Origin of the sequence: Streptomyces sp. enrichment culture (assembly GCF_964273145.1) — a bacterium.
Taxonomy (GTDB): domain Bacteria; phylum Actinomycetota; class Actinomycetes; order Streptomycetales; family Streptomycetaceae; genus Streptomyces.
Genome location: NZ_OZ186873.1, coordinates 4824901 through 4850114, shown reverse-complemented (window position 1 = coordinate 4850114; position 25214 = coordinate 4824901). Strand labels below are relative to the sequence as shown.

Sequence of the window (25214 nt, the reverse complement as noted above, 5' to 3'; positions counted from 1 at the left end):
CCGCATCGCATGGCTCGCACACAAGGAACCGGAAAAGGCGCCGGCCTGGACCGCTCCCTCACCGGGTGCGTCGCACGGGCCTTGGGCCGCCTCGGACGCGCGGGCGGCCTGGTCCTCCTCCTGGCGGGCCTCGCCCTGAGCGGATGGGGCACATACGAAGGGGTCTATGCGGCGGAATGGGCGGGCACGCACGGCACTCTCACCGTGAAGCAGTGCGAGGTGAGCTACCCCCACAACGCCTCACGCAGCAGCCGCAAGAACCATCGGCCCGTCCAATGCCGGGGAACGTTCGTGTCCGAGGACGGCAGGAGCGAGGACGCGGACGCCGCAGTGCGGGTCAGGCAGCGGTACCCGCAGGGCACGGAACTGTCGGTGCAGCAGTCGGCCTCTCCCCCGACGGAGACTTCTGGGGATGCCGACTATGTCCAGTCCGGCATGGACCGGGCCTGGCGTTGGTTCGGCGTCTTCTTCGGCGGCTGGGTTCTCACAGGGCTCGGCGTCTTCTGTCTCGTCACGGGTTACGCGCCGTTCGGCCGGAGCCGTATCTCGTACGATACGGCGTGGGAAGCGTCGAGGCGGGGAGCGACGCGACCGGCCGTAATCGCGATGACCGGGGTGGGACTTGTCGGAGCCGGGGTGTCGTTCCTGATCGGTTACTTCTTCTGAGCAATGTCGCCCTGCGGCGTCGACGAGGGGCTTGGAACAGCGGACGATCGGGCGTGAACGGTGGTCTCGGTGTCCGACACGATCCCTCCGACCGCGTGACGGAGTTCGCTAAGCTCACACACCATGTCGTCCCCGCATGCTCCCTCCCCCGCGCCGGATGCCACGGTGATCCGTACCGGTCGCCGCGGTGCCATGACCGGACTCCCCTGTTCCGTCCTCCTCATCGCGATCGGCGCGGTCGGCGTCTGTGGCGCCGTCGTGGTCGCCACCGGGAACCAGAAGGGCGAGTCCACCGTCGCGGGGTTCGTGGGTCTGGCATTCATGGTGCTGCTCGGTATCACCGGCGTGTTCCTCTTCATCGCCCAGTGGGCGAACCGCCGTACCAGGGTCCTGTTCGACCACACAGGCCTGTGGGTGGAGAACGGCGACCGGCGGAATGTCATCCCCTGGCAGACCCTGGCCGGAGTCGGCCTTTACTGGAGCAGATTCGGTCGCAGTCAGAAGGTGTACTCCCTGGAACTGCTTCCCGACGGCCCGATCGACCGGGATGACCCGGTCCTGTGGACGCTGGTCCGCGACGAGGACCCGCCGCGCCCCGACCTTCCCCGCCTGCGTTATCGCCTGCCCTTCCCCGCCGCCTGCCGGCAGCAGGTGCTCACGGCGGTCCAGCAGCACGTCCCCCAGCTCTGGCTCGGGGAATCCGAGCGCCCGGCGGGCCACGTCGGCCGTCCCGACGTCAAAGGACACCGTCAGCGCACCCGGAGCCGTACGCCGTGAACGGCCTTGTGCCCTGAACTCGACGGTGACCAAGCCCTCGACTCGAGCCCGGGTCGAGGGCCCGGTCGCCATACCACCGTCGAGGACACCCACAGGGTGAACCTGGAGTCGGTCATCGCACTGTGCGGCTGTCATCGGCTGCCCCCGCCCATTCGCTCCGTGAGGGGAACACAGCAGCAGTGATGCGAGGGTGACGGCTGTTTGGCAGGACTCGGTGGTCTTGTCGTAGCGGGTGGCGATGCCACGCCACTGCTTGAGGCGGTTGAAGCACCGTTCGACAACGTTGCGCCGCTTGTAGACCTGCTTGTCGAAGGTCGGCGGACGTCCGCCCAGACTGCCGCGCCGAAGCCGGTTGCGAACCTGGCCGGACGGTTCCGGTCGCAGGCACCTGCGCTGGGGTGCAAGCTTCCAGCCCTGCCCATGAGTGGGACGTGAACGGGCCAGGGCGAAGCCGAACGTTCTCGGACAGCGTCGGCAGCCGGCTGATCGGCGGGCAAAGCCGCTCGGGGCGGTGCCAGCGCTGAAGTGCGGGTGCGCGGGCCAGTGTTACGGGCCTGGTCCGTACAGCGGTCGGCCCGCGCCCGGTTGAGGACAGTCAAAGGCCCGGTGGCGAACGGCTGATCAGCCGAGGCACTCGCCGAGCAGAAGAGCGCCGACGAGGACCGGCGAGGCCATGCCCGGGAGGTTGGCGGAAGGACATCAGGGACCGTCGCCCCTGCGGCGGGGCGGCACGGTGGGTTCCTTCCTCAGGTCCCGGGCATGGCACAGGCGTTTTAGGTCTTCCGGGTCCATGGGGCCCAGGACCCCTGGTCCCCGTTCCGCACCGCCGAGGTCTACTCCCGGGGCGCCCACTGACCAGGCGGCGGGGCGGGCTGCTGGTACGGGTTCTGCTGCGGCAGGCCCGGCGGCGGGGCGAACTGTCCGGGAGGGCCGGTGGGCGCGCCGAGCCCGCCGGCACCGAGGCGTCCCTGCTGTTGCAGCCGGCGACCGCTCCGGAGGAGCAGGAAGCCACCGAGCATGGTGACGAGGGCGACGAAGGCTCCGGCGGCCGCGATCCCGAAGTACGCGGGATCCAGCCCCTGGGACACCATTTTGGGCGTGCCGTCGTCTCCGGGGCCGAAGTGTGTGCCGGCGCCTGCCTCCCCGATCGGCACCGCCTTCTGCGGAGTGAGCCTGGCAGCGGCCTTCAGGGCAGCGTCCGCGTCGACCATTCCGTAACCGGTCTCCACGGTGGGGCCGCTGGAACCGTGCGAGGCGGTCTCCTTCAGGACCTGCGCCACTTGGCGCGGAGCGAGATCGGGGTACTTCGAAACGATGAGTGCACTCACCCCCGCGGCGAGTGCACACGCTGTCGAAGTCCCGTCCCCGGGCTTGCGCCCGCTGGACCGGGAGTCCGCCGCGTTGATGTCGACGCCCGGGGCCGCGATGTCCACGTAGGAGTGGACGGACGAAAACGACGCGCGTGATCCGTCCGGGAGGGCAGCCGCCACACCGATGACGCCCGGGTAGGCGGCGGGGTAGGAAATGATGTTGTCCTCCCCTTTCTCGACGTTCCCCTCGTTGCCGGCGGCGGCGAGGAGTACGACGCCCTTCGACAAGGCGTACTCGACGGCCGCGACGTCGTCCTTGTCAAGGGTGTTCCAGACGCTGCCGGACCCCAGGGACATCGAGATGACGTCGGCGCCGTGGTCCGTCGCGTAGGTGATCGCCTGCGCGATGGCGCGCCCGTTGTCGGAGGAGCCGCCCTGCTCCATGGCCTCTTCCGGTGTCTGGTAGGCGGGATCTTCCGGGTCCCGGATGACCCGCAGGCCGAGGACCTCGGCTTCGGGCGCGACGTCGAGGACGCTGGACGTCATGGCCGTGCCGTGGCCGCCATACCAGGGCTCGGACTTGTCGTCCCCCCCACCGAGGAAGTCCGGTCCTTCCTTGGCCCGGTGCTTCAGCTCCGGGTGGTCGGTGCGGATGCCGGTGTCGAGGACCGCGACGGTGACGCCTTCTCCTCGGCTCACGGACTGGGCCGCCGGGACGGACATGGCGGGCAGCTCCCACCCCTTGGGGAGCGCAGCGGATGCCGTCGAGGCGCCGGCGACCGTCAGCGAGACTGCCAGTACGGTGCTGGTGACGAGTCGTCGGATCACTTGCCCCTCATCCTTCGGTCCAGGTCCTCGGCGTACACCCACGCGAGGGCTTCCGCCATGCTGCGGTACGGCTGCTTCTCGCGATGGGCCATCACGTCCCACGGCTCGGGCAGCTCGCCGACCGAGCGGGCGGAATCCGTGGGGCCGGTCGTGACGGCCACCAGGTAGGGCGAACCGGCGGTGAACAGCTTCTGCGCGGCGCCGCCGAACGCCATGTCGTCGCTCCACTCGGCAGCCGGAGTGCCCGGAACCGCCAGCGGCCGGACAGTGGGAACGCGGAGGCTGTTGGAAGCCTCGGACTGGCCTCTCTCGATCGACGAGGCGATCGAGAGAGCATCATCGACCGATCCGGCCACCACGAGGCCGATCGTTGCCGTCATCTCGCTGCCCAGGTCCGTGTAGGTGGCCCGGAGGACGAGCTTGCACCTGTCTTTCAGGGCCTTGCGCACGAGATACTCCGTGAAAGTGTCTTCACAGGAGTCGGCTTTCCCCGCGATCCCCTGCCTCACCCAAAGCTGATGCGTTCCGGCGGTAGTAATCCAGGTGAGACGATCGGGGAACAACTCGTCGCTGGCCATGTTGTGCCAGGCTGCGGGAATGAAAGCGTCGTTGGAATTCCGCTGCGCGGCGTTCTGAAAATTCTTGAATACGGTGAAACCCGCCCCCAGCAGAGGGACCACTCCGATCAGGATCAGCAGGACACCGAAGATTTTACGGACGCGGCCTCTCGGCTTCCCGGGCGGCACGGCCTGGGGCAACGGCCCCGGCATCCCAGGTGTCACACCGGGAGGTGCATGCCAATAAGGTTGATTGGATTGCACGGATAAATCCCTTTCGTGCTGCTCATGATCGTCGAGGAGCACAACGCTCCGTCAACGAGGTGCGACAGATGTTTGCCTCACTTTAGACGTCGTTTCAGTTGGTGAGTCGGCGGTAGCCGATGAGGGCTGCGGCTATGCTGGCGAAGGTCAGGAAGTGTTCGGCCTTGCGCTCGTAGCGGCGGTGCAGCCTTCGGCAGCCGGCCAGCCAGGAGACCGTCCTTTCGGCGACCCGGCGGTGGCGCCCAGCCGCGTCGAGGACTCGAGGCCCTTGCGGGCGATGCGGTGACGGATGCGACGCTCGCGAAGCCATGTCCGCAGGTGGTCGTAGTCGTAGCCCTTGTCTACATGGAGCTTGGCCGGACATCGGCGGCGCGGGCCGCGCCGCGACCGGATGGGCGGAATCCCGCGCACGAGCGGCTCCAAGCCGAGGCTGTCGTGTGGGTTGGCACCGGAGACGCCCAGCGACAGCGGCACACCGTTTCGGTCGGTGATCAGGTGAATCCTCGATCCCGGCTTGCCGCGGTCGGTCGAATCCGGCCCGGTCATTGAACGTCTTTCATCCTGAATAGTCGCAGGTCAGCAGGGTGTGGACGGCTTGGACGATCGTTCCGATGCGGCGTGTGGAGCATCTGGCCCTGCGCAGGATCTGCCAGGTCTTGAGGTGGGCGAAGGCTCGTTCTCCGGGGGCCCGGAGTCGGGCGTGGTCGCGGTTGAACTGCTGGTAGTGCTCGGGTTGTTCGCTGTGGTGGTAGTAGGGGGTGCGGAAGGTGGCGCCGGCGCCCTGGTAGGCGCGGTCGGCGAGGACGAGGATCTGCCGGGTGAGGCAGGCTTGGACGATGCCGTGGGCGCGGGCCGCAGTGAGGTCGTGGGTGCGACCTGGAGTCGCGCGGGAGAACCAGAGCGGGGTGCCGTCCGGCCGTGCGATGACCTGGACGTTCATGCCGTGCTTGCGGTGTTTCTGGGAGTAGTACGGCTGGTCCGCGGCGACGCGGTCGATGGGGATCAACGTGCCGTCGACGATGACGAAGTCTCCCTCGCCCAGGCCGACGAGGGCCTCATGCAGGCCGGGCGCCCAGGCGGCCAGAACCTCGAGGGTCTCGTCCACGTACCGCCAGGCGGTCGCTTCGGACACGCCGAACCCGGCTCCGACCCGGGCGAAGGTCTCGTTCTTGCGCAGGTGGGCCAGCGTCAGAAGGGCCTGCTTGAAGCAGCTCAACCGTCGCCAGGGCGAACGCAGTTCACGCCTTCGGGCGTAGATGAGCCACGAGACGTGCTCGACCAGCTCGTGCGGGACGTCAAGCATGGAAGGATACGGAACCAACGAAGCCCCCCGGCGTCGGCGTGATGAGTGAGATCACCACACCAACGACGAGGGGCTTCGCCACGTCACCACCCCACCTGGCCAGGTCGTTCTACTCCTCAAGCGCCAGGATGAAAGACGTTCAATGAGCCTTTTCAGCGTTGCCTCTCCAGGGTGAGGACCGCGGCGGCGATGTCTGTCATGCGGTTGGGGCTGCAGCGGCTCCGGCGAAAGATCCGCCAGGCCTTCAGGCGGGCGACGCCTCGTTCGACGGGAGCTCGGGCCTGGGCGAGTGCCCGGTTCAGCGTCCGTTCTGTCGGTGACAGTTCGCCGTTGGGCGGGCGGCGGATGGCGGTGGTGGCCCCGGAGCCGGCGCCGATGTAGGCGCGGTCGGCGACGATCGGGACGCCCTGGCGTTCGCAGATTCGGATGATGCGGTGGGTGCGTGCGGCGGTCAGATCGTGAGCACGGCCCGGCAAGGCCGGCGAGATCCACAGAAGCTGGCCTTCGGGATCGGTGACGACCTGCACGTTCACGCCGTGACGCCGGTGTTTGTGGGAGTAATCGGCGCGTCCGTCGCCCAGGCGGTCGCACTCGCTGAGGGTGCCGTCCAGGAGCACGTAGTCCGGGTCGTGCTCGCGCAGGGTCTTGAGCAGGCCCGGCGCCCGGTCGGCGAGGAGCCGCACGACGGCGGTGGTGTAGGCGTGGGCGGTGCCGACGGATATGCCGAACCCGGCGGCGATCTGCGCGAGAGTGTCGTGCTTGCGCAGGTAGGCGAGAGCGACGAGGGCGCGCTGGTGCGGCGGGAGCTTGCAGCGGCGGTCACCCTCACGGGTGACGATAAGCATCGTGACCCACTCGACCAGCGCATGAGGCAGGTCGAATGCGGCAGGATAGGGAACCAACAGGGCTCCTGGACCGGCAGGTTGAGACTTCGAACACCTCACCCAACGGCACGGGAGCCCTGTCCGTTGCGGGCACCAAGGTCATCACCCGATCGGTGGCCACACTGAAAAGGCTCAATGAACGTCTTTCATCCTGGCGCTTGAGGAGTAGAACGACCTGGCCAGGTGGGGTGGTGACGTGGCGAAGCCCCTCGTCGTTGGTGTGGTGATCTCACTCATCACGCCGACGCCGGGGGGCTTCGTTGGTTCCGTATCCTTCCATGCTTGACGTCCCGCACGAGCTGGTCGAGCACGTCTCGTGGCTCATCTACGCCCGAAGGCGTGAACTGCGTTCGCCCTGGCGACGGTTGAGCTGCTTCAAGCAGGCCCTTCTGACGCTGGCCCACCTGCGCAAGAACGAGACCTTCGCCCGGGTCGGAGCCGGGTTCGGCGTGTCCGAAGCGACCGCCTGGCGGTACGTGGACGAGACCCTCGAGGTTCTGGCCGCCTGGGCGCCCGGCCTGCATGAGGCCCTCGTCGGCCTGGGCGAGGGAGACTTCGTCATCGTCGACGGCACGTTGATCCCCATCGACCGCGTCGCCGCGGACCAGCCGTACTACTCCCAGAAACACCGCAAGCACGGCATGAACGTCCAGGTCATCGCACGGCCGGACGGCACCCCGCTCTGGTTCTCCCGCGCGACTCCAGGTCGCACCCACGACCTCACTGCGGCCCGCGCCCACGGCATCGTCCAAGCCTGCCTCACCCGGCAGATCCTCGTCCTCGCCGACCGCGCCTACCAGGGCGCCGGCGCCACCTTCCGCACCCCCTACTACCACCACAGCGAACAACCCGAGCACTACCAGCAGTTCAACCGCGACCACGCCCGACTCCGGGCCCCCGGAGAACGAGCCTTCGCCCACCTCAAGACCTGGCAGATCCTGCGCAGGGCCAGATGCTCCACACGCCGCATCGGAACGATCGTCCAAGCCGTCCACACCCTGCTGACCTGCGACTATTCAGGATGAAAGACGTTCACTCATCGCATGAAACCCGGTGTCCACTCCCGGGGATCAACCTCAAGACGCCGTCCGTGCCTGGTCCGAAGAAACAGAAACAGCAGGACGAAAAAACCGGCGGGGACGGGAAGCGCTGTGAAAAAGGAGTCTGGGACTCCCGCTGCGTGCAGCACGAACGACAGCGCGATCAGGACCAGACCGAGAGCGACACGACCTGCGACGTGCCTCGTCTACACGCGTCTGTTGTGCTTCAGCACCTGCTTGATATCGGGTGCCGCCGTTGGGCTCGTCATGTGGTTCTCTCCTCACCCGAAGTCGTTGCACATCGAGGCAGCCACAGTCCCCTGCTCGAGGTCTGCCCCACTCTTCATCGTGGACAGCGAGGGAGCGGTGAATGTCACCGTGTGCGCGTCGCCAAGCAGGATGTTCCTGTAGTCATCGGCGAGAAGCTTCACCGCCGAGGTGATGTACCGCTTCCTGGGTCGACTCATCGGCCACTTCAACCACAAAAGCCCACCTCGTGGTCGACAGGCGCTCCGTCCACCGTTCCAAGAAGGTCCGCGACTGGCTCACCACCCACCCCGACGACGTCGAGCTGCACTTTCTGTCGTCGTGCTCGCCCGAGCTGAACCCCGACGAGCCGGTCAACGCCGCCCTCGAGCACATCATGCCCAAGCAGCACCGGGCCCGGAACCAGACCGAACTCGCCGCCGAGACCCGCCGATTCTTCCGCAGACACTAACGCCAGCCGCACATCGCCCGCGGCTACTTCGGCAATCCCGCCACCCGTTACACCCTGGAAGAGAAACCCACGAGTTTCTGACCAATAGCAAGTTGGAGAAAAGGCCCTGTCACCAACTCAAAGCTGGATAATCATCTCGGGTTCGGAATCGGATCAAGGTGGCTCAACCGGATCGGAAACACATCCAACATCCGGCTCCACTCCTCGCCCCAGAAGTTGACCGTGCACCAGGAGCCATCGATGAAACCGATCTCATGGTCGCCGCCCACTATGTCGCTGCGATCCCGAATCCAGGTCACATTACGAATATCCGTGGCCCACCCCGCTTCTATAGGGCCGGGCTTGCCGGTGAAGGAACGCACACGGGACACGTACACAATGTGCAGGCAGTGGTCGGTCACTTGTATCACCACGGTCGCCGGATTTGCCGGGTTCTTCGTCCGGGGCACCAAGCTGCGGGCCAGATGGCCGGCCAAGCTGTTCCAGCCGCCGTGAAACGGCTTTCCCGGCCTTTTCTCCTCACGTTCCGTGAACGCTTCGACCAGCCACTCGAATGGGTTCCAAGAGGTGGCCGTAAAAAGCCTCAAGAGCCAGCTCACCGGGATCAAAAACCAACCACCGAGCGTACGGCGCTCGGATCGAAGAACGCGCGGACGGCGAAAATAGCCGGGCGACGGCGACCGCATCGCCAAACTGGCCCCGCTATCAGCGCGCAGTTCTTCACCCGCTGGCACCAACGCCCTGGCCCGCTCAACCGTTTCACGGACGAAGTCCGCCTGATCCGTTCGGCTCACCCGAAGTCGTCCCTCACTGTCCTAGCCGCACCCGAAGGAGTCACATCCGTACGCTTTTCAAAACGCTGCGGATCAGGACGCTGGTGGTACTCGTAACGCTCCTCTGCCACCCCTGGCCCGTCCTCCAGCAGACTCCCCTGAACCGCCCCTACCGGGTCCGCGCCAAAAGCGTCCTTGACGACGCCCTTCACGCCGCTCTTGACAACTTTGTAACCCACCCACAAGGCCAGGTCATTGGGATTGCGCTCAGCAATTGGATTGCCTTGTTCATCCACTTTCTTTATGTAGCGTTTGAGGCCGCCACTGAAGTACTTGGGTCCCTTACGTAGCGCATCCCGAGCCTTCTCCATTTTGCGCAGCAATTGCATGCGGTTGGCGATGTCTGCCAAAGCGTCCGCCAGTTTCGCGGTGATCTTCACGGCCTTCGCCGCTTTGTGAGCGATGCCCGCAGTCGCGATGAGTGGACCGATGGCCGCCGCTGCACCCGCCGTCAGGAGCGAAAGGATTGCGGTGGTTGCGGCGGCCGCGAGTGCCGCCTCGACGATCTCGACGATTAGCTCGAGCATCAACTGCTCGGCGGCTGCACATTCCTGGGCCGCCATTTCTAGGAGCTCTGCCATGGTGTCCATGTCCGCAGCTTCGCCCCTGAGAGCTTCCTCGAACTCGGTCATCATGGCGTCGAACTTTGTAAAGGCTTCGCCCTGCCACTGGGCAGCCAGCGCACGGCGGTCGGCAACCAGGTCCTCGGCGACACCACGTAGATCATTGGCCGCCTTGCGCCACTGGATCGTGGTCTCGGTGAGGAGCTCGTTGTCTCCGCTGACCTGCTCCAGCAATTCGTCCAAATTGAATTGCTTGATAATTCCCCGAATGATCTCATCGAGAACACCAGCAAGCGGGTTACTCCAGTCCAGGACGAAGTTGATCCGGCTCAGGACATCGCCCGCCGCCTGTCCCGTTCCCATCAGTAAACTCCGCCCATCATGCCCCTATTGTCTTCCTCTGTGTCGTCGTAAGCGGCTGCGGAATTCTTGAGCGCGTCGGCTATCGAGTACAGCGTTTCGATAGCACTGATGAGGTCGTTGCCGGACTCCTCGCGCTGAGTGTCGTAGTCGGCCTTCAGCTCGTCCGATTGAGGCAGCTTCCCGAACACCTGCTGCGTCAGCTCCATCTGCTGCGTACGGGCGCGGATGCCATCGATCCGGCCAGCTGCAGCTTCCACAGCCTTCGCGTACTTACGCAGAGCGTCACCCTCGACATGGAATCCCCCGCTCATAAGTCCCCTCGTCGTTCCTATAGCTGGACGGCGGCAGTCTTTCTACCAACTACGATAAGCTTATTTAATCACGAAGACGTGGACTGCTACCACAGGAGCTCACCCCCATGTTTGCCTGATATGTGAGCGGCCCAAGGGCCGCCAGTTCCGCTGGAGACACAGTGGATGATTTATCATAGTTGGGTGTCCTTGTCATGGAAGAGTAGCGGGGATATATCGCTGCTGAGTGGTTGGATAGATCGATTATTGGGGCGATTAGCCTATATGGGGTGCTGAGCTCCGCCCCCAGGATTGACTGGATTGGTGTCGAATTGCGACGACCGCGTGTCATCGCGAAGACCGTGAAGACGGCAAGACTGACGGCACCCACCAAAGCGGCCCCCTTTCCGCTCTCGAGCCCATTTATCGCAGTACCGTTGCTTCCGGCCCCTCAGCGGCCAATTAGATCCGACTGAATTTAGAGATATGCATCGTTCAGCAGTGCCAGCCATAGGAATTCGCCAGACATGACCGATGCCATGATGAGAACCCAGAGGAGAGAGCCGCAATATCGAGCAAGACGTTGACGAAAAGATTTGTGATAGTCAGCACCATTTCGTCGGCAATCCGCAGCCCTTACGAAGGGGGGTTCCTACTGCCCTTGATGCGGGGGCTGCTGGGTGTAGGGATCCTGGTGCGGCTGCCCCGGAGGAGCTAGATACCCCTGGTTGGGAGCAGTGGGGTACGACTGCTGAACAGATGAGTGCCTGGGGAATTCAGGGCCTCCACCGCCGGATCCTCCGTTACCTTTGCGGCGACCGCGGGACACGACGAAGGCAATCGCGCCGATGACCACAATTATCGCGATACTGCCAACAAGGATAAGGGTGTTATTGCTAGAGGATTCCCTCTTCCCGGCTTGGGGCGAGGTGTCCGAAGTCTTGGAACTGGTCGACTGGAGCTGGCCGAGAGGATTCTCCTTTGAGTCAGCAGAAATGTCTATCGTGAGCGCCGAGTAAGGACGAACGATCCCGTAACCGTATTCTTCGTCGGGCGCGGTCAGCCCCTTATGGTGCGCAAAGGTGGCTGTCCTGATAAGACGGTTGATTACTTGGCCTGCGGTAAGGCCAGGGTACTTGGAGCGGACCAAAGCGGCAGCGGCGGATACATAGGCTGTAGCCTCCGAGGTGCCGCTAGACACACCGTATCCATTGGGCATTGTTTTATTTGCGCCAACAATTTTCACGCCTGGCGCTGTAAGTGTTAGCCCCTTTCCAGTATTAGAATCCTTCCAAAGGTTGGCCTCTTCATCTACAGCGCCGACAGATACAACTCCGGGAAGTGCTGCTGGTTCACTGACAGCAACAGATCCTTCATTACCTGCGGCCGCAACAACTACAACATCGTGCGCTTGCGCATACGCGATGGCATCGCGACCCGCGCTCAGAGTCTTACCACCGCCATCATTACCAAAAGAAAGATTGATAACCTTTGCACCTTGATCTACTGCATATCGAACTGCAGCGCCCCACGTTTCATCCAGATTCCTATCTTCTCTCGTTTGAAGGGTGCGCAACGGCAAAATTTTAGCTTTCGGCGCAAGACCAATCACACCAGAGGTATTTCCCGCACCGTGCCCATGACCAGCGATAATGCTTGCCATCTTCGTTCCGTGACCGATGATATCCTCTTGGGCGTTCCCTCCGCCTGTAAAATCTTTCCCCTCAAGAACCTGGCCACTCAAATCGGGGTGACTAGCGTCGACTCCAGAGTCGACAACTGCAACGGTAACGCCCTGCCCTTGGGATTCAGCCCAGACATCTTCCGCTGCAAATGCGTTCAAGGCCCATTGTTGATCTCTAACATAGTCTGCCGAGGCAGTGGAGGCCGTAGTGAGGAGCAAAACTCCTGTCAGCGCCACGACTCCCGTCGTAGACCAAGCTCGCTTGAAAATCACTTCCTTGCTCCTCACTCAACTACGACTGATTCCGCCAGCCTGTATGCGAGCGAGCCGCACGTTTCTGCGTGCGGCTCGCTCGTGTGTTTACTCGATAGTCCGCGGTACGTTCCGATTGCGGTCTTCTTCCGAGATCCAGGTCTCCTCGTCTTCGACCAAGTAGTCGGGACGCTCCCCCTGGCTGTTTTCGTCATTGGGCCGTCGACCGTTGCGGCCCCCCATACCGCCAGCCATTCCGCCAGCCATGGCGCCATGCTGGGTTCCACCACGGCTGCCGTGTAGACCCCCACCGCCACCGGCTCCCTTGCCAGTGATCCCCTTGGCCGCGCCTACCACACCGCCGCGGGACTTAGCGAGAGCTCCACGGCCGCCAGCACCAGCGCCACTGCGGCCAGCCGCACCGGTTCCCGCACCCCCCATAACGCCGGTACCAGCTCGTCCTCCAGCACCACGCCCTGCTGCCGCCCCACCACCGGCCATGCCGCCCCGGCCGCCCACAACGCCAATGCCACCTCGCCCAGCCATGGCACCACGGCCGACACCGGTTCCTCCACTAGGAGCCACGATACCTGGCCCCTGAACTCCACCAGTCCCGACACCGCTGCCACCGACACTGGGACCGCCGGCGCTGGTACCTGGGCCAACCCCTGTTAGACCTGGGGAAATGCTGTCAACCTTAGTCTTAGCTGTCGGGAGTTGCGTGCCTCCCGTGATGCCCTGTCCACGAGGCACCGTTGGGGCTGGTTTGACGCTGGCGGTAGGGCCTGCGCTCCAAGGCTTACTACCCGATACTGAGGCGCCCGGTCGAGACGCTCCACCACCACCAGGGGTAACAGGTGGTGGGTACTCAACGTCGCGATTCGGTTCCCCGACGTGCCCGTCTCCGGAATCTTTTACCCGATTTCTTTGCAGATTTCCTGCGATACGCGTGTACTGAGCGCCCAGGTTCTCCATGACAGCAACGCCATTGAGTTGAGCCTCTCGACTTGCGCCGATCTTACCCTCGTTAATTTCCGCTACTTCCTGCGCGGTCAGCTTGCGATCTTGGAGATCGTTAGCTACGGATTCCCCATTATCCCATTTCCAGTCACTGAGAGCATCACCCAGCTTAGCCCAGCCGCTGGGCTCCTTAATATCGTCCAACTGCGCCTTGTACCTGCTTAGCTGCGAGGCGGCGTCAGTCATCTGAGAACTGTTGAGATCTGCATGCCAAGCCACATTCCGGAGGCTCTGTGCGATCTTGCGCGCCTCTCTTTCAAACGCTTGGGCTGCTTCCCCTTCCCAGTGCTCCAGGACATTGTCGACCGACTTATCGAGTAGGCCAGCAATACCTCCTCCTTCACCACCGGCAAGGATTTCATTAACCTTTCCCCAGTGACGGCCCGTCTCCTCAATCAAGCCTGGATTGGTTCCCTCAAGCATCTGCTTGAGCTCTTTGAGCGAGTAGTTGATGAATTGGGTTTTAGTCTGAGGCCGATCCGGGTCTGCAACGCAGACGTCACTTACAATCACGGGCTCAGGCAGGTTTTTGTCACCGGCCACTTGAACTCCTCCCTTAACAGGTGATTCTCGATCCGACTACCTTGCAAATTCGCCGTTCGATCCCCCCGTGTCACCACCCATTTGGCGCTTGTTCGCGTACTCTTGCTCGGTGTATTTGTCCTTCACCTTGGAGGTGCTCTTGCCGAACCTGTCGATCAGGTCGTGCAGCCCCTTGATCGCACCCTCAAGATCGCTCTTCGCTTCCTTGTGAGCGTTAAAGAGATCACCCGCTTCCAGGAAGGTGTCGCTCCTCCCGAATGCGCTGACGGGGATTTCCGTGTTGTACCGCGACGTCTGCCCTGCCTTGTCCATGTCGTCCAGCAATGACCAGAGCTTGCGGATGACCTCATCCAGCGCGCTCAGGTCAACCCGCATTCCGTTGCTCATACCCCGTTGTCCTCTCCCCTGTTTCTCAAGTTGTCGGCACCTGATCGGTGACCAAGTCATTCACCCGGACGGGTTAACCCAATCGCCCAGCCTGGCCAGCTCGTCCGCTTCGGCCACCCCGTCTGCTACGCCAGTCCCGCACAGCCACCCCGCTCCCCGCGATCACCAGAACCAGGGCCAGCCCCGTGCCCAGCACGTAGATCGCTGTCCGGCGTTCCCGTTCCGCCTCGCTCTCCCCCATGGTCACCGCCATGGGAATGACCCCACCCGAGCCTGCCTCGACCGGCGGGTCGGGCTTCGGAGAGGTGCCCGGCGTGGACTCCTCCGAGAGGGCGGCGACCGGATCGACGACGCCCCAGCCGATGAAGCGGTTGGGGCCGCGGCCCGGGCGCTGGGCGGTTTCCTCGATACGGGTGGCGATCTGGGCCGCGCTCCAGGCGGGGTACTTCTCCTTCAGAAGGGCGGCGACGCCCGCGACGTACGGAGCCGCGAAGCTCGTGCCGTCGGCGGTGCACTGGCCTCCCTTGGGAACGGTGGAGACCATGCCGACGCCCGGTGCCGCGACGTCCACGAAGTCGCCCGCCTGAGAGAAGAAGGCCCGTTCGTCGTTACGGTCGGAGGCTGCCACCGCCAGGACACCCGGGTAGGAGGCGGGGTAGGTCTTCGCGGAATTGCCGTCGGCTCCGTCGTTGCCGGCGGCCGCCACGATCAGGGCGCCTGCGTTCACGGCCGCCGCGACGGCGTTGCGCAGTTCCGTGTTGTCTTCCTTGTTCGCGGTGTCCGAAGAGATGTTGATGATTTTCGCGCCCTTGGCGACCGCGTCGCGGATCGCCTGGGACATGGTCCGCGAGTTGCCCTGCTTCTCCTCTCCGCCCGTGTAGCGGAGGGAGAGGATCTTGGCGTCAGGGGCCAGGCCCACGAAACCGGTCCCCTTGATCGGACGGGCGGCGATGATGCCCGCGACCCGGGTGCCGTGGCCTTCGAGGTCCTCGTTCGCGGAGCCGCCGACGTAAGACTTGCCACCGGAGGCCATGGCGCTGCGCAGTTGGACGTTGGAGTCGTCGACGCCCGTGTCGATCACCGCGACCGTGACGCCCTTGCCCGTCGCCTGTCCCCACAGCTGGTCCAGGAGAATCCGCTGGAGTGACCACGGCGTCGGCTTGATGACGTCGCCTCCGAAGACACATTCCGTGCTGGCCGACAGGCCGAAGTCCGGGCTTCCGGAGCCACCGGCGCCGGAAGCCGTGAGGCGGGTGGGCATCACCGTATCCGCCGGTGCCGCCGTCGCCGGCAGCACCGCCGCACAGCATATGCCGGTGGCCGCGAGCACGCCGAAAACCCGCTGTAGTGCGCGGGTTCCACTCTTACGGCTGCGTGAGCGGGCGGTCCGGCCCTTCACGTTCAGGCCCCCCATGTTCAGGCCCCCAGGGCTTCCTTGCTTCTTTCGAAGCTGGATCATGTGTGCGTGACGGATGTGTCGGCGGGTACGAATACCTGCGGGATGTGATGCATACGGTCCCGGGAGGATCATGTAAAGCCCTGAAGCAGAGCTCGGCCCAGCGGACGCCTTGGCGTCGGCTGGGCCGATTCTCTTCATCTCATGCCCCTCGGGTCGCCGGCGGGCGCTCAGCCCCAGGTCTGAGCGTTGCTCTTCTCGGTGGCCTGGTAGTTCTCAGCCGCGTTCTGCAGCGCCGAGGCGATCTTCAGCAGGGTCGCGTGCAGGTCCGCGGCGGTCTGGTCCCACTCGCGCTGCTTGCGCTGGTAACCCTCCTGCGCCTCGCCTTCCCAGGTGTTGGCGACGCGCTTGACCGCGGCCTCGAGGTCATCGAGCTGCTGCTTGATACGACCGGCGGTCGTGCGCACGTCCGTGGAGGCGTTGGTGATGGTTGCGTAATTGACGAGGATCGACATCGTCGTTCCCTTTCAGGAAGAGTCGTAGGAAGTCGGTAGAGAGCGGCCGAGATAGACCGAGATCAAAAAAGAGCCGGCGAACCGCTGGATCCGGTGACTCGATCAGCCGAAGTCAGACATGATCTTGCTGATCTCGGCGTTCTGCTGCTCTTCCGACGCGGAGTAGTTGCTCCGCGTGGAGTCCACGGCTTCCCTGATGTCGTTGAGGATGTCACTCATCCTCTTCGCGTCCGCGTTCCAGCGCTCCTGCAGCTGGTGGTAGGACTTCGCCGCCTGGCCCTGCCAGCCGCCGGCGATCTGGTCGATCACTCCGTTGAGCCGGCGGATCTCGCCCTGCAGCTGACCGTTCACGGTGTTGATGTCACCGGAGAGCTTGCTGAGTTCGTCCTCTGTTACCCGGAACTGGCCGGCCATGATGAACCTTCCCCCATGTCGTCGTTGATCCGGGAAACCAGTACCGGTGCCCGGAGAAGCTTCACGCGCTTGAGCGCTGCAATCACTCTATCGTCAGCCCACCCCTCGACCACAGGCCCGACCAATCAGTTACAGGGCTCACACACTTGAGCGATCACCCTGTGATCCGCGGGCCGTGCCCCTCTCAAGTACCGCTGGACGCAGGAACGTTGAGCGATCGCCAGTGGGCGCCGTTCACGGCTCCGCCGTCACTGACTCTGCGGCTGTGCCGCGCTGCCCGTGTCCAGAGTGGGCCCCTTCGGGATGAATGTCGCCCACGACTGCGGCACGATCGCAGGGTTGGAGACGTCCTCGTAACCCAGCCGCGTGCGCGCCTTGTCCGTCTCGCTCGGGCCCTGCGAGCCGCCCGATGCCTCGTCCCCCGACGAGGACGAAGCCGAACCGCTGCCGCTTTCCTGCGCTTCGCTGTCGTTGTTCGACGGCAGCGAATACCGCAGGCCCGTATCCGTGAGCAGGTATGTCGCACCACCTCCCCCGGCCGCACCGGTGACCTCCTGGAAGAGCAGCCCGGAGCCGGACGAGACGTAGGCGCTCAGGGAATCGGCGATGACCCTCTTGGGATAAGCCTTGCCGGCCCAGGCGGCAAGCTGCGGTTTCTTGTCCGCGCCGATGGTGCCGTTGTAGACGCTGCACGAGGTGGTACGGGCCTCACCGGTCGCTGTGGCCGCGGGGTTGGCCTGCCGCGGAACGGCCTGGGGCCAGCCCTTGTCCGCGTAGAAACTGTCCGCCGGGCCGCCGTTGGCCGCAATGATGTCCGGGGTGTCGACCTGAATGTCGTCGATCCCGTCCGTCCCGTACGCCAGCTTGGCGGAGGGTGACGCCTTGAGCAGGTCGGCGACGAAGGGCGTGATGGCGGCGACCTCGTCCTTGAGGACGACGTAGTACTGCTCACCCTGCGCGTCCCGCGCCTTGAGCACCCGGCCCACCGTGCCCGCCTCGGCGGGGAGCCCTCGGACCCAGGTCGGCTCACCGGCGGACGGGACCTCCGGGAAAGTGATGGCCCCGCCTTCATTGAGGGTGCGCAGCCACTCCTGGCTCACCGGCTGCGGCTCGGCCGTGGTGCCGATGACGGCGGCGCGCAGCTGCTCCATGGTGGTGGTGTCGATGTCCGGCTCACCGCCCAGCAGGAAACGGTTCCCCTTGCCGTCGACCAGGTACTCCCGGGAGGTCCTGGAGTCGACGACGTACAGGGCCTCGCGGGAATCGACTTTGCCCGCGTTGCCGAGCGACTTGGCGTCCTCCGCATCGAAGACGAAGACCGCGCGGTCGATGGCGCCTTCCGACCCCGGGGCCGGGCGCTCGCACACGGCCCAGGTCTTCGGCTTCTCGGCGTCGTCCTTGGAGGGCAACCGGTCCGGGGCGTACGGGATGCCGAGGGTCGCGCCGTGCGGGATGCCGCTCTTGTCGATCTCCTTGCCGGGGACCTCGATGACGCTGCCCTTACCCTTGTCCAGAAGGAGCTTGGCGGAGGCGTAGTTAAGGACGGGGTGGAGCGTCGGGACCTTCTTGCCGTTCGACGTCGCGTCGTTCAGGACGACGTAGCGCGTCGTGGAGTCGCTGTCGACGATGATGTGCTCACCAGGGGTGTCCCAGCCCTTGGGCGCTGCCGGCTTGATCACACCCCAGGCGATGAAGCCCACCACCAGGACGACACCGACCGCCAGGCTGGGCATCACCGTACGGACCGGGCGCGGCGCGCCTTCCTCCGAACCGCCCGGCGACGGCGCCAGGAACGCCGCGACGGTGCGCTTGCGAGCGAACGTGTAGGCGGCGAGTTCATCCCGACGCGTTGCCATGGTCCCCGTTTCTCCCGTTGTGTGATCTCGATCGTGTGGTGATGCTCGATCGTGGTCGTGGCGCTCGATCGTGGCCGAGCGCTCGGCCCTGCTCGGTGGGCGGGCCACGGCTCCCTCGTGCTCGGTCATCGGGCTCGGAAAGCCGGTGCTCGAATCATCGGGCTCGAAAAGCCGATTCGGCCGCGCAGGCACCTACTATGCCCTGCGCCGCGGAACGGTGGCCCAACAGGTCCACGGCGGACCCCGCATCTTCACAGAGCTTCACCTCAACGCTCCACCATGCGAGACCGGTCCGTGACAGGCTGGCCACCCGGGGTTTCGGTGTCCCCTGTGTCACCTCACGTTCCGCAGCGGGTACCGTGAGCCACTCGCACGGATGATGTGGGCCGTCGGTGCCCCTGGCCCGTCGCCGGGATCTCGGGCAGACGATCCCGCACGGCGAACGGCCACTACTTCGCGAAAGGGATGTCCCGGGGGATGACCAGCGCTACGAGCACTCGGCGCGGACGCCGCGCACAGCAGCAACAGGGGGATCCGAGCGGCAGACGCACGTCGGCCGCTCCGTCCGCCCCCGCCGCCGCGTCGCCGCGCACGCTGCCCCGTCCCGGCGGTCTGGGCCCGGTGCGACTGCAGCAGCTCATCCTGGTGGAACTCGCGGCGGCGATCATGCTGGTCGCCTGGGCCGCCGACGTGTCCTGGCTGCTGGCCCCGGCCGGTGTCGTGGCGGCCCTACTGCTGCTCCTGGCGGTCCTGCGCCGGGGCAGTCGTCCGCTGCCCGAGTGGTACGAGACGGCGCGCGCGCTGAAGCGCCGCCGGCGCGAGGCCAAGCTGCCCGTCCCACCCGGGACGGACCCGATGCTGGTGCCTGCCGTGGAGTGCGACCCCGCCCTGCGGACGTACAACTTCGTCTCCCGTGACGATCGCTCGATCGGCATGATCGGCGACGGGACCTTCCTGACCGCCGTGCTCTTCGTACAGCCGGGAGACCAGCCGCTGCGCCCTGGCTCCGCCGGCCGTCAGTTGCCGCTCCGGCTGATCCAGGACGCCCTGGAGGTCGACGGGATCCGTCTCGCTTCCGCGCAAGTCGTGCAGCACACCCAGCCGGCGCCCGCACCTCATCTGCCCCCGCAATCCGTCGCCGCGCGGTCGTACGGTCCTCTTCAGGCACAGGCCGGTTCTCCCGCACTCCGGCTCACCTGGGTCGCCCTCAAACTCGACCCGGAGCTGTGCCCGGAGGCGGTCCAGGCCCGCGGGGACGGCGTTCCCGGGGCGCAGCGCGCGCTGTTGCGGGTGGCGGACCAGCTGGTGAGCCGGCTGGCCGGGGCCGGCTTCAAGGCGACCATCCTGGACGAGAACGAGCTGGTGCAGGCGCTGGCGACGTCCAGTTGCCTGAACCCGCGGGTCAACGCGCAGCATGCCCAGGATGGGCGCTCCCCCCAGCGGCGTACGGTCGAGTCGGCACGGAGCTGGCGGGTCGACGACCGGTGGCACACGACGTACTGGGTCTCCCGCTGGCCTCAGCTGGGGAACGGCGGTGTGACGCTGCCCGAACTGGTCACACGGTTCACTTCGCTGCCGGTGCTCGCCACGACGTTCAGCATGACTCTGAGCAAGGCCGGCAACCGGGGTGTCTCTCTGGCCGGGCATATCCGCGTCACCGCCCGTGGCGACAGCGAACTCGTCGAGGTAGGGCGCGAGTTGGAACGGGCCGCGAGTGCCGCGAAGGTCGGTCTGGTCCGTCTCGACCGGGAGCAAGTCCCCGGTGCTCTCGCCACTCTGCCGCTCGGAGGTACGAACTGATGTCCCATCCCGCCTCGACCATGCCCCCGGGACAGCAGGGCCGGTCCGCCTCGGGACGCACGCCCGCGCATGTGGCATCGCCCACCGACACGGGCATGATTCCCGTCGTCCGGCAGCCGCAGACGCCGCAGCAGCAGCAACGTCGCATCTTCAGCCCGGGTTTCGGGCTACGCGGGCCGCGTCGGAACCGTCATGTCGTCACCGCCGACGAGCTCGCGGCGATCAGCATGCCGATCGGTGACGACGGCGTGGTCATCGGCACCGACCCGGAATCACAGCCGGCCGTGCTCGGCCTGTCCCGTCCGACCGCCTTCGACATCGTCCTCGTGGGGGGTCTGTGGCTCGCCCAGGTGCTGGCGTTGCGCGCCGCCGCGACGGGAGCGCGCGTGGGGGTCGAGACCGGTCGTCCGCAGGCCTGGCAGCAGTTGGCCCAGACGGCGGGCGGTGGCCAGCAGTGCGTGACGGTCTATCCGGTGGGGCGGGTGCCCGCGCAGGGGCCCTCCGTCTCCAGTCCGGTGGTGTTGTTCCGGGACTGCGGCATCCGTCCGCCGCGCGGGCGGGTGACCTCCGTGCCGTGGCAGGCCGTGGTGACGGTGCTGCCGTTCGTCAGCGAGCACGCGCCGCGCTGGCTGGCCCAGGCCCATCTGGTCGGGATCCAACGCATCTCGCCCTACGAGACCGAGGTCGTGCGCGACACGCTGAGCATCCCGGAGGAGCATCTCCAGCACCTGTCGACCCTTCACGACGGCGTCGCCCTGTGGTGCACCCGTAAGCATTACAAGTTCGTCATGACCGAACCCACCGATGCGGAGACGGGCCTGCTCGGCGCGGCGCGCCGTATGGACTGACGTGCCGTTGTCTCCGGGAGCGGTGCCCGCCGACCGCCCGTCGGGTCTTTCCGATCGCGCCGTGGGGCTTTTCCGTCCCGCCAGGCGAGTGATTAGGCTTCTGATGGTGCGGTGACGATCGCAGTCGCGTGGGACTCGCCACTCGGTCCGCCCGGCCGCGATGACGACCAGCTCAGCAGCAGTGGCTGACCAGGAGGCAAGCAGTGAACAGGGATCGGTCCGAGTACAACGGCGGCAGCCCTTCCTCGGACGGGGACGATCACGAGGTGGATCTCACCGGCGAGTTCGAAATCGTCTACACGCCTCCCGCCTGGTACGCCCAAAGCACCGGTGGCTCCGCGGCCGGTGGACAGCAGGACGCCGGATCCACATCGCCGCCGCCCCCGACCGGACCGCCCGTTGGCTCGCCCACCGGGCCGCCTGGCGGTCCCGCACCGCACGCTCCCGCACCGGCGCAGCCGCAGCCGCAGCCGCAGCCGCAGCCGCAGGGCGTACCGCAGCAATCCGCGCAGCCCTTGCCTCAGCCCGCGCAATCCACGCAGCCCGCCCAGCCCCAGGGCACACCCGGCGCGGACCAGCAGGGTACTGCCACGGGTGGCTACGGATTTCCGCAGCCCACGGCGCCGGGCACCGCTTCCGCGCCCGGCGGATACGGCTACCCCCAGCGGTCGGGAACCGGAACCGGTGCGCCACAGCCGGGCCAGGACACGCCGGGTGGTTACGGAGCGCCCCAGCAGCACACGTCCGCCCCGTCCCCCACCGCGCCCGGCTTCCCCGTGCTGCGTCCGGCCGACGAGGGGGCCCAGGGCGGTCCGTCCCAGCCCGCCACCCCGGCGACGGGTGTCCCCGCGGCGGCCGCCGCGCCCGAACAGCCCGCCCCCGCACAGCCGATGCCCTCACAGCCGGAAGCCGGGCAGCCGGAAGTCGTGGTCGACCCTGCCGCCGATGCCGAGGCGGCGCGGCTGTTCGGCGGTGCCGATGACGACGGGGAACCGGAGGAGGAGCGGAGCGACGAGGCGGAGCCGGGTGACTCCGCCGGGTCCGTGCCGAGCACGCAGGGCGACGAGTCAGCGGACGTCCGGTCCGACGCGGACTCCGTCACACAGACCGAATCCGAAACCGCGCCGACGACGGCGGAAGCCGGGGCAGAGGCGGGTGCAGAGCCGGTGACTGCCGCTCCCGAGGCCGTGCCTGCCGCTCCCGCGTCCGCGGCGCCGGAACAGCAGCCGCAGCCCGCCGAGCAGGTCCCCACGCCGCCCCAAGCCGACCAGGGACTCCCGCCGCTGCCGCAGGGGTTCGTGCCCGCACAGCCCGTCCAGGGAGTACCGCAACAGGCAGGGCAGCCGTACCAGCAGGCCCCGGCCGTCGGCCCGCAGACCGCAGCCGGGCAGCCCGCCGGATACGGCTACCCTCAGCCTCAGCCCGGACAGCCCGGACATGAGTTCCCTCCACAGGGCTCGTTCGGCCCGGTCCAGCAGCCCGGTCATCCGGGACAGCAGCCGCACCCGGGTTACCCGGCGGCGCAGGGCGGACAGCCTGTACCGGTCGACCCGCGGCAGGCCCCTCACCCCGCGCAGCCTTATCCCGGACAGCCGCAGCCCGCCGGTTACGGCTACCCGCAGCAGGCGCCCCAGCCCGGGTACATCGGTTACGGTTACCCACCTCAGCAAGCGGGTTACGGCTACCCGCAGGCTGTCCAGCCCCAGCAGCAGCCACCCCACCAGCCGGCTCCCCCGCAGCAGCCGCCTGCCCAGCCCCAGCAGCATCCCGCTGTCCCGCCCACCGCCTACGACAACCAAGGCTGGACCGCTCCGGCCGGTCCTCAGCCCGGTGGGCCCGGTGCCCCTCAGCAGCAGGCCGCACCCGGCACCCCGCTCGGCTACAACGCCGCCGTGGAGCTCACCTCCGACCGGCTGCTGCGCCATCAGCCCAAGGCACGCAAGAACAACACGGGCCCGTCCCGCTTCAAGTTCGGCGCCAAGAAGGAAGAGGCGGAGCGGCAGCGGAAGTTGGAGCTGATCCGTACGCCGGTCATGTCTTGCTACCGGATCGCGGTGATCAGCCTCAAGGGCGGTGTCGGCAAGACCACGACGACCATGGCGCTCGGCGCCACGCTCGCCACCGAGCGTCAGGACAAGATCCTGGCGATCGACGCCAACCCGGACGCCGGCACCCTCGGTCGACGGGTCCGGCGCGAGACAGGCGCCACCATCCGCGACCTGGTGCAGGCGATCCCGCAGCTGAACAGCTACATGGACATCCGCCGCTTCACCTCGCAGGCGCCGTCGGGGCTCGAGATCATCGCCAACGACGTGGACCCGGCGGTTTCCACCACCTTCAACGACCAGGACTACCGAGCCGCGCTCGACGTGCTGGGCAGGCAGTACCCGATCATCCTCACGGACTCGGGGACCGGCCTGCTGTACAGCGCGATGCGCGGGGTCCTCGACCTCGCCGACCAGCTGATCATCATTTCCACCCCTTCGGTGGACGGCGCGAGCAGCGCCTCGACCACGCTCGACTGGCTGTCGGCGAACGGGTTCGCCGATCTCGTCCAGCGGTCGGTCACCGTGATCTCCGGTGTTCGCGAGACGGGCAAGATGATTAAGGTGGAGGACATCGTCGCGCACTTCGAGACCCGCTGCCGCGGTGTCGTCGTGGTCCCTTTCGACGAGCACCTCGCGGCAGGCGCCGAGGTGGACCTCGACATGATGCGTCCCAAGACGCGTGATGCCTACTTCGATCTCGCCGCCCTCGTCGCCGAGGACATCGCCCGTACGCAACAGGGCTTCGGTAACCCGAACCTGCCGCACCAGCAGCTCCAGCAAGGATTCGCGCCCCCGCAGGGACAGCCTCAGCAGGGATTCGTGTCTCCGCCCCAGCAGCCCTACACCCCGCCCGGCGGTGCCCCCCAGCCGGGCCAGGACTGGCAGCAGCAACCGGGACCGGGCCAGGGTTGGCAGCAGCAGTCCGCACCGCCGTCGCAGGATCCGCAGCAGAACCAGCCGCAGCACGGTGTCGTACCACCCGGCTGGACACAGCAATAACGACGGATCGTCCACGAACGCCGGAGGGCCGGCACCATATGGTGCCGGCCCTCCGGCGTTCGTGGACGACCTCGGCCTGCCTAGGCCCGCCCTCCGGCCGCGGCCACCAGCTCCCGGCACCGCTCGACGTCGTGGGCCATCTGCTCCAGCAGGGCCTCCAGCGTGTCGAACCTCGCCTGTCCGCGGACGAAGGCCAGGAAGTCGACCGCGACGTGCAGCCCGTACAGGTCCAGCCCCACGCGGTCGATGGCGTACGCCTCCACCGTGCGTTCGGTGCCGTCGAACTGCGGGTTCGTGCCGACGGAGATCGCGGCGGGCATCATCTCGCCCTGGGCGTGCAGCCAGCCGGCGTAGACGCCGTCGGCGGGGATGGCGGTGTGCGGCAGGGTCTCGACGTTCGCCGTCGGGAAGCCCAGCTCGCGGCCGCGCTGGGCGCCCCGGACCACCACGCCCTCGACCCGGTGCGGACGGCCCAGGATCTCCGCGGCGCCCGTGACGTCGCCCTCGGCGACCAGGCGCCGGGTCAGGGACGACGAGAACGGCTCACCGCCACCCGCCTCGCCGCTCACGTACAGGTCGACGGCCTCGACCTCGAAGTCGTAGGTCCTGCCCTGCTCGGCGAGGAACTCGACGTTCCCGGCCGCCTTGTGGCCGAAGCGGAAGTTGGGGCCCTCGACGACGGCCTTGGCGTGCAGCTTGTCGACGAGGACCTTGACGACGAAGTCGGCCGGCGACAGCTTCGAGAACTCCGCGGTGAAGGGGAGGACCAGGACGGCGTCCACGCCCAGCTCCGCCATGAGTTCGGCGCGGCGGTGGTGCGGGGCGAGCAGCGGCGGGTGGCTGCCGGGGCGCACGACCTCGCTGGGGTGCGGGTCGAAGGTCACGACGACGGCGGGCACGCCCAGCTCGCGGGCGCGGTCCACGGCGTGCTTGATGATCAGCTGGTGCCCGCGGTGCACACCGTCGTAGGAGCCGATGGTGACGACGCTGCGCCCCCAGTCCTGGGGGATGTCCTCCAAGCCACGCCAGCGCTGCACTGTGACTGCTCCTTGTCGA

21 protein-coding genes and 5 pseudogenes are annotated in these 25214 nt (G+C 66.5%); 8 read left to right on the top strand and 18 right to left on the bottom strand.

Features of this window, described 5'->3' with window-relative positions:
- The first annotated feature begins 9 nt into the window (after window positions 1-9).
- Together ACSU6Z_RS21955 and ACSU6Z_RS21950 are read left to right on the top strand one after the other, a co-directional pair.
- Window positions 10-666: a hypothetical protein gene (locus tag ACSU6Z_RS21955; RefSeq protein ID WP_437048019.1), complete on the top strand. Its 657-nt coding sequence runs from the start codon at window positions 10-12 to the stop codon at window positions 664-666.
- Window positions 667-858: 192 nt separating this feature from the next.
- Window positions 859-1443 (top strand): hypothetical protein, encoded by a 585-nt coding sequence (locus ACSU6Z_RS21950; protein WP_437048018.1) that lies wholly within the window; start codon window positions 859-861, stop codon window positions 1441-1443.
- Window positions 1444-1614: 171 nt separating this feature from the next.
- Here ACSU6Z_RS21950 and ACSU6Z_RS21945 read toward each other — a convergent pair.
- From ACSU6Z_RS21945 to ACSU6Z_RS21920, 6 genes and pseudogenes are all read right to left on the bottom strand, one after another.
- Window positions 1615-1833 (bottom strand): annotated as a pseudogene (locus ACSU6Z_RS21945) (transposase); the annotation flags it as partial.
- A gap of 443 nt (window positions 1834-2276) precedes the next feature.
- Window positions 2277-3581: a S8 family serine peptidase gene (locus ACSU6Z_RS21940; protein WP_437048016.1), complete on the bottom strand. Its 1305-nt coding sequence runs from the start codon at window positions 3579-3581 to the stop codon at window positions 2277-2279.
- Window positions 3578-4444 (bottom strand): hypothetical protein, encoded by an 867-nt coding sequence (locus ACSU6Z_RS21935; RefSeq protein WP_437048014.1) that lies wholly within the window; start codon window positions 4442-4444, stop codon window positions 3578-3580. Before ACSU6Z_RS21935 ends, ACSU6Z_RS21940 begins: the two co-directional genes overlap by 4 nt.
- 52 nt (window positions 4445-4496) lie before the next feature.
- Window positions 4497-4948 (bottom strand): annotated as a pseudogene (locus ACSU6Z_RS21930) (IS5 family transposase); the annotation flags it as partial.
- A gap of 10 nt (window positions 4949-4958) precedes the next feature.
- Window positions 4959-5763: pseudogene (locus tag ACSU6Z_RS21925) on the bottom strand (transposase family protein).
- A 94-nt stretch (window positions 5764-5857) separates the two neighbouring features.
- Complete coding sequence (locus ACSU6Z_RS21920; protein ID WP_437048012.1) at window positions 5858-6607, bottom strand: transposase; 750 nt, start codon at window positions 6605-6607, stop codon at window positions 5858-5860.
- A gap of 202 nt (window positions 6608-6809) precedes the next feature.
- On the opposite strand from ACSU6Z_RS21920, the pseudogene ACSU6Z_RS21915 reads away from it, so the two are divergent.
- Both ACSU6Z_RS21915 and ACSU6Z_RS21910 read left to right on the top strand, forming a co-directional pair.
- A pseudogene (locus ACSU6Z_RS21915) lies at window positions 6810-7614 on the top strand (transposase family protein).
- A 511-nt stretch (window positions 7615-8125) separates the two neighbouring features.
- Complete coding sequence (locus ACSU6Z_RS21910; RefSeq protein WP_437048011.1) at window positions 8126-8347, top strand: transposase; 222 nt, start codon at window positions 8126-8128, stop codon at window positions 8345-8347.
- Between the two features lie 131 nt (window positions 8348-8478).
- On the opposite strand, the gene ACSU6Z_RS21905 is transcribed toward ACSU6Z_RS21910, so the two are convergent.
- From ACSU6Z_RS21905 to eccB, 10 genes are all read right to left on the bottom strand, one after another.
- Complete coding sequence (locus ACSU6Z_RS21905) at window positions 8479-9141, bottom strand: hypothetical protein (RefSeq protein WP_437048010.1); 663 nt, start codon at window positions 9139-9141, stop codon at window positions 8479-8481.
- A complete protein-coding gene (locus tag ACSU6Z_RS21900) occupies window positions 9138-10106 on the bottom strand; it encodes a WXG100 family type VII secretion target (RefSeq protein WP_437048008.1) in 969 nt (322 codons plus the stop codon). The genes ACSU6Z_RS21905 and ACSU6Z_RS21900 overlap by 4 nt, the downstream gene beginning before the upstream one ends.
- Complete coding sequence (locus tag ACSU6Z_RS21895) at window positions 10106-10417, bottom strand: WXG100 family type VII secretion target (protein ID WP_437048006.1); 312 nt, start codon at window positions 10415-10417, stop codon at window positions 10106-10108. Before ACSU6Z_RS21895 ends, ACSU6Z_RS21900 begins: the two co-directional genes overlap by 1 nt.
- Window positions 10418-11048: 631 nt before the next feature.
- Window positions 11049-12317, bottom strand: a complete 1269-nt coding sequence (mycP, locus tag ACSU6Z_RS21890; protein ID WP_437048004.1) for a type VII secretion-associated serine protease mycosin — start codon at window positions 12315-12317, stop codon at window positions 11049-11051.
- 365 nt (window positions 12318-12682) lie between these two features.
- Window positions 12683-12886 carry a hypothetical protein gene (locus ACSU6Z_RS21885; protein WP_437048002.1) on the bottom strand — a complete coding sequence of 68 codons (204 nt, stop codon included), beginning with the start codon at window positions 12884-12886 and terminating at the stop codon, window positions 12683-12685.
- Window positions 12887-13931: 1045 nt separating this feature from the next.
- On the bottom strand, window positions 13932-14282 hold the full coding sequence (locus tag ACSU6Z_RS21880; protein WP_437048001.1) for a hypothetical protein: 351 nt from the start codon (window positions 14280-14282) through the stop codon (window positions 13932-13934).
- A 73-nt stretch (window positions 14283-14355) separates the two neighbouring features.
- On the bottom strand, window positions 14356-15612 hold the full coding sequence (mycP, locus tag ACSU6Z_RS21875; protein ID WP_437048000.1) for a type VII secretion-associated serine protease mycosin: 1257 nt from the start codon (window positions 15610-15612) through the stop codon (window positions 14356-14358).
- Between the two features lie 296 nt (window positions 15613-15908).
- Complete coding sequence (locus ACSU6Z_RS21870) at window positions 15909-16193, bottom strand: WXG100 family type VII secretion target (protein ID WP_358785645.1); 285 nt, start codon at window positions 16191-16193, stop codon at window positions 15909-15911.
- Window positions 16194-16295: 102 nt separating this feature from the next.
- The gene (locus ACSU6Z_RS21865; protein WP_358785646.1) at window positions 16296-16607 is read right to left on the bottom strand and encodes a WXG100 family type VII secretion target; all 312 of its coding nucleotides are present in this window, start codon (window positions 16605-16607) and stop codon (window positions 16296-16298) included.
- A gap of 248 nt (window positions 16608-16855) precedes the next feature.
- On the bottom strand, window positions 16856-18463 hold the full coding sequence (gene eccB / locus ACSU6Z_RS21860) for a type VII secretion protein EccB (RefSeq protein WP_437047998.1): 1608 nt from the start codon (window positions 18461-18463) through the stop codon (window positions 16856-16858).
- Window positions 18464-18940: 477 nt separating this feature from the next.
- On the opposite strand from eccB, the gene eccE reads away from it, so the two are divergent.
- The 3 genes and pseudogenes from eccE to ACSU6Z_RS21845 form a co-directional block, all read left to right on the top strand.
- Window positions 18941-20263, top strand: coding sequence for a type VII secretion protein EccE (gene eccE, locus ACSU6Z_RS21855; RefSeq protein ID WP_437047996.1), 1323 nt, complete (start codon window positions 18941-18943; stop codon window positions 20261-20263).
- Window positions 20263-21111 carry a hypothetical protein gene (locus tag ACSU6Z_RS21850; protein WP_437047994.1) on the top strand — a complete coding sequence of 283 codons (849 nt, stop codon included), beginning with the start codon at window positions 20263-20265 and terminating at the stop codon, window positions 21109-21111. Before eccE ends, ACSU6Z_RS21850 begins: the two co-directional genes overlap by 1 nt.
- A gap of 203 nt (window positions 21112-21314) precedes the next feature.
- Window positions 21315-21428 (top strand): annotated as a pseudogene (locus ACSU6Z_RS21845) (SCO5717 family growth-regulating ATPase); the annotation flags it as partial.
- Window positions 21429-22178: 750 nt separating this feature from the next.
- Here ACSU6Z_RS21845 and ACSU6Z_RS21840 read toward each other — a convergent pair.
- The gene (locus ACSU6Z_RS21840) at window positions 22179-22877 is read right to left on the bottom strand and encodes a hypothetical protein (protein ID WP_437050536.1); all 699 of its coding nucleotides are present in this window, start codon (window positions 22875-22877) and stop codon (window positions 22179-22181) included.
- Between the two features lie 126 nt (window positions 22878-23003).
- Here ACSU6Z_RS21840 and ACSU6Z_RS21835 point away from each other — a divergent pair, with 126 nt between their 5' ends.
- Window positions 23004-24158 carry an AAA family ATPase gene (locus tag ACSU6Z_RS21835; protein ID WP_437050417.1) on the top strand — a complete coding sequence of 385 codons (1155 nt, stop codon included), beginning with the start codon at window positions 23004-23006 and terminating at the stop codon, window positions 24156-24158.
- Between the two features lie 80 nt (window positions 24159-24238).
- Here the strand turns inward: ACSU6Z_RS21835 and ACSU6Z_RS21830 are convergent, their stop codons facing one another.
- Window positions 24239-25195: a bifunctional riboflavin kinase/FAD synthetase gene (locus ACSU6Z_RS21830; protein ID WP_437047992.1), complete on the bottom strand. Its 957-nt coding sequence runs from the start codon at window positions 25193-25195 to the stop codon at window positions 24239-24241.
- Window positions 25196-25214 lie beyond the last annotated feature (19 nt).

Coding starts and splice junctions, on each gene's coding strand:
- ACSU6Z_RS21880 (WP_437048001.1), bottom strand. CDS start 14,282: ATGAGCAACGGAATGCGGGTTGACCTGAGCGCGCTGGATGAGGTCATC.
- ACSU6Z_RS21850 (WP_437047994.1), top strand. CDS start 20,263: ATGTCCCATCCCGCCTCGACCATGCCCCCGGGACAGCAGGGCCGGTCC.
- ACSU6Z_RS21840 (WP_437050536.1), bottom strand. CDS start 22,877: ATGCTGCTGGGGCTGGGCAGGCGGCTGCTGCGGGGGAGCCGGCTGGTG.
- ACSU6Z_RS21900 (WP_437048008.1), bottom strand. CDS start 10,106: ATGGGAACGGGACAGGCGGCGGGCGATGTCCTGAGCCGGATCAACTTC.
- ACSU6Z_RS21865 (WP_358785646.1), bottom strand. CDS start 16,607: ATGGCCGGCCAGTTCCGGGTAACAGAGGACGAACTCAGCAAGCTCTCC.
- ACSU6Z_RS21950 (WP_437048018.1), top strand. CDS start 859: ATGACCGGACTCCCCTGTTCCGTCCTCCTCATCGCGATCGGCGCGGTC.
- eccE (WP_437047996.1), top strand. CDS start 18,941: ATGACCAGCGCTACGAGCACTCGGCGCGGACGCCGCGCACAGCAGCAA.
- eccB (WP_437047998.1), bottom strand. CDS start 18,463: ATGGCAACGCGTCGGGATGAACTCGCCGCCTACACGTTCGCTCGCAAG.
- ACSU6Z_RS21870 (WP_358785645.1), bottom strand. CDS start 16,193: ATGTCGATCCTCGTCAATTACGCAACCATCACCAACGCCTCCACGGAC.
- ACSU6Z_RS21895 (WP_437048006.1), bottom strand. CDS start 10,417: ATGAGCGGGGGATTCCATGTCGAGGGTGACGCTCTGCGTAAGTACGCG.
- ACSU6Z_RS21955 (WP_437048019.1), top strand. CDS start 10: ATGGCTCGCACACAAGGAACCGGAAAAGGCGCCGGCCTGGACCGCTCC.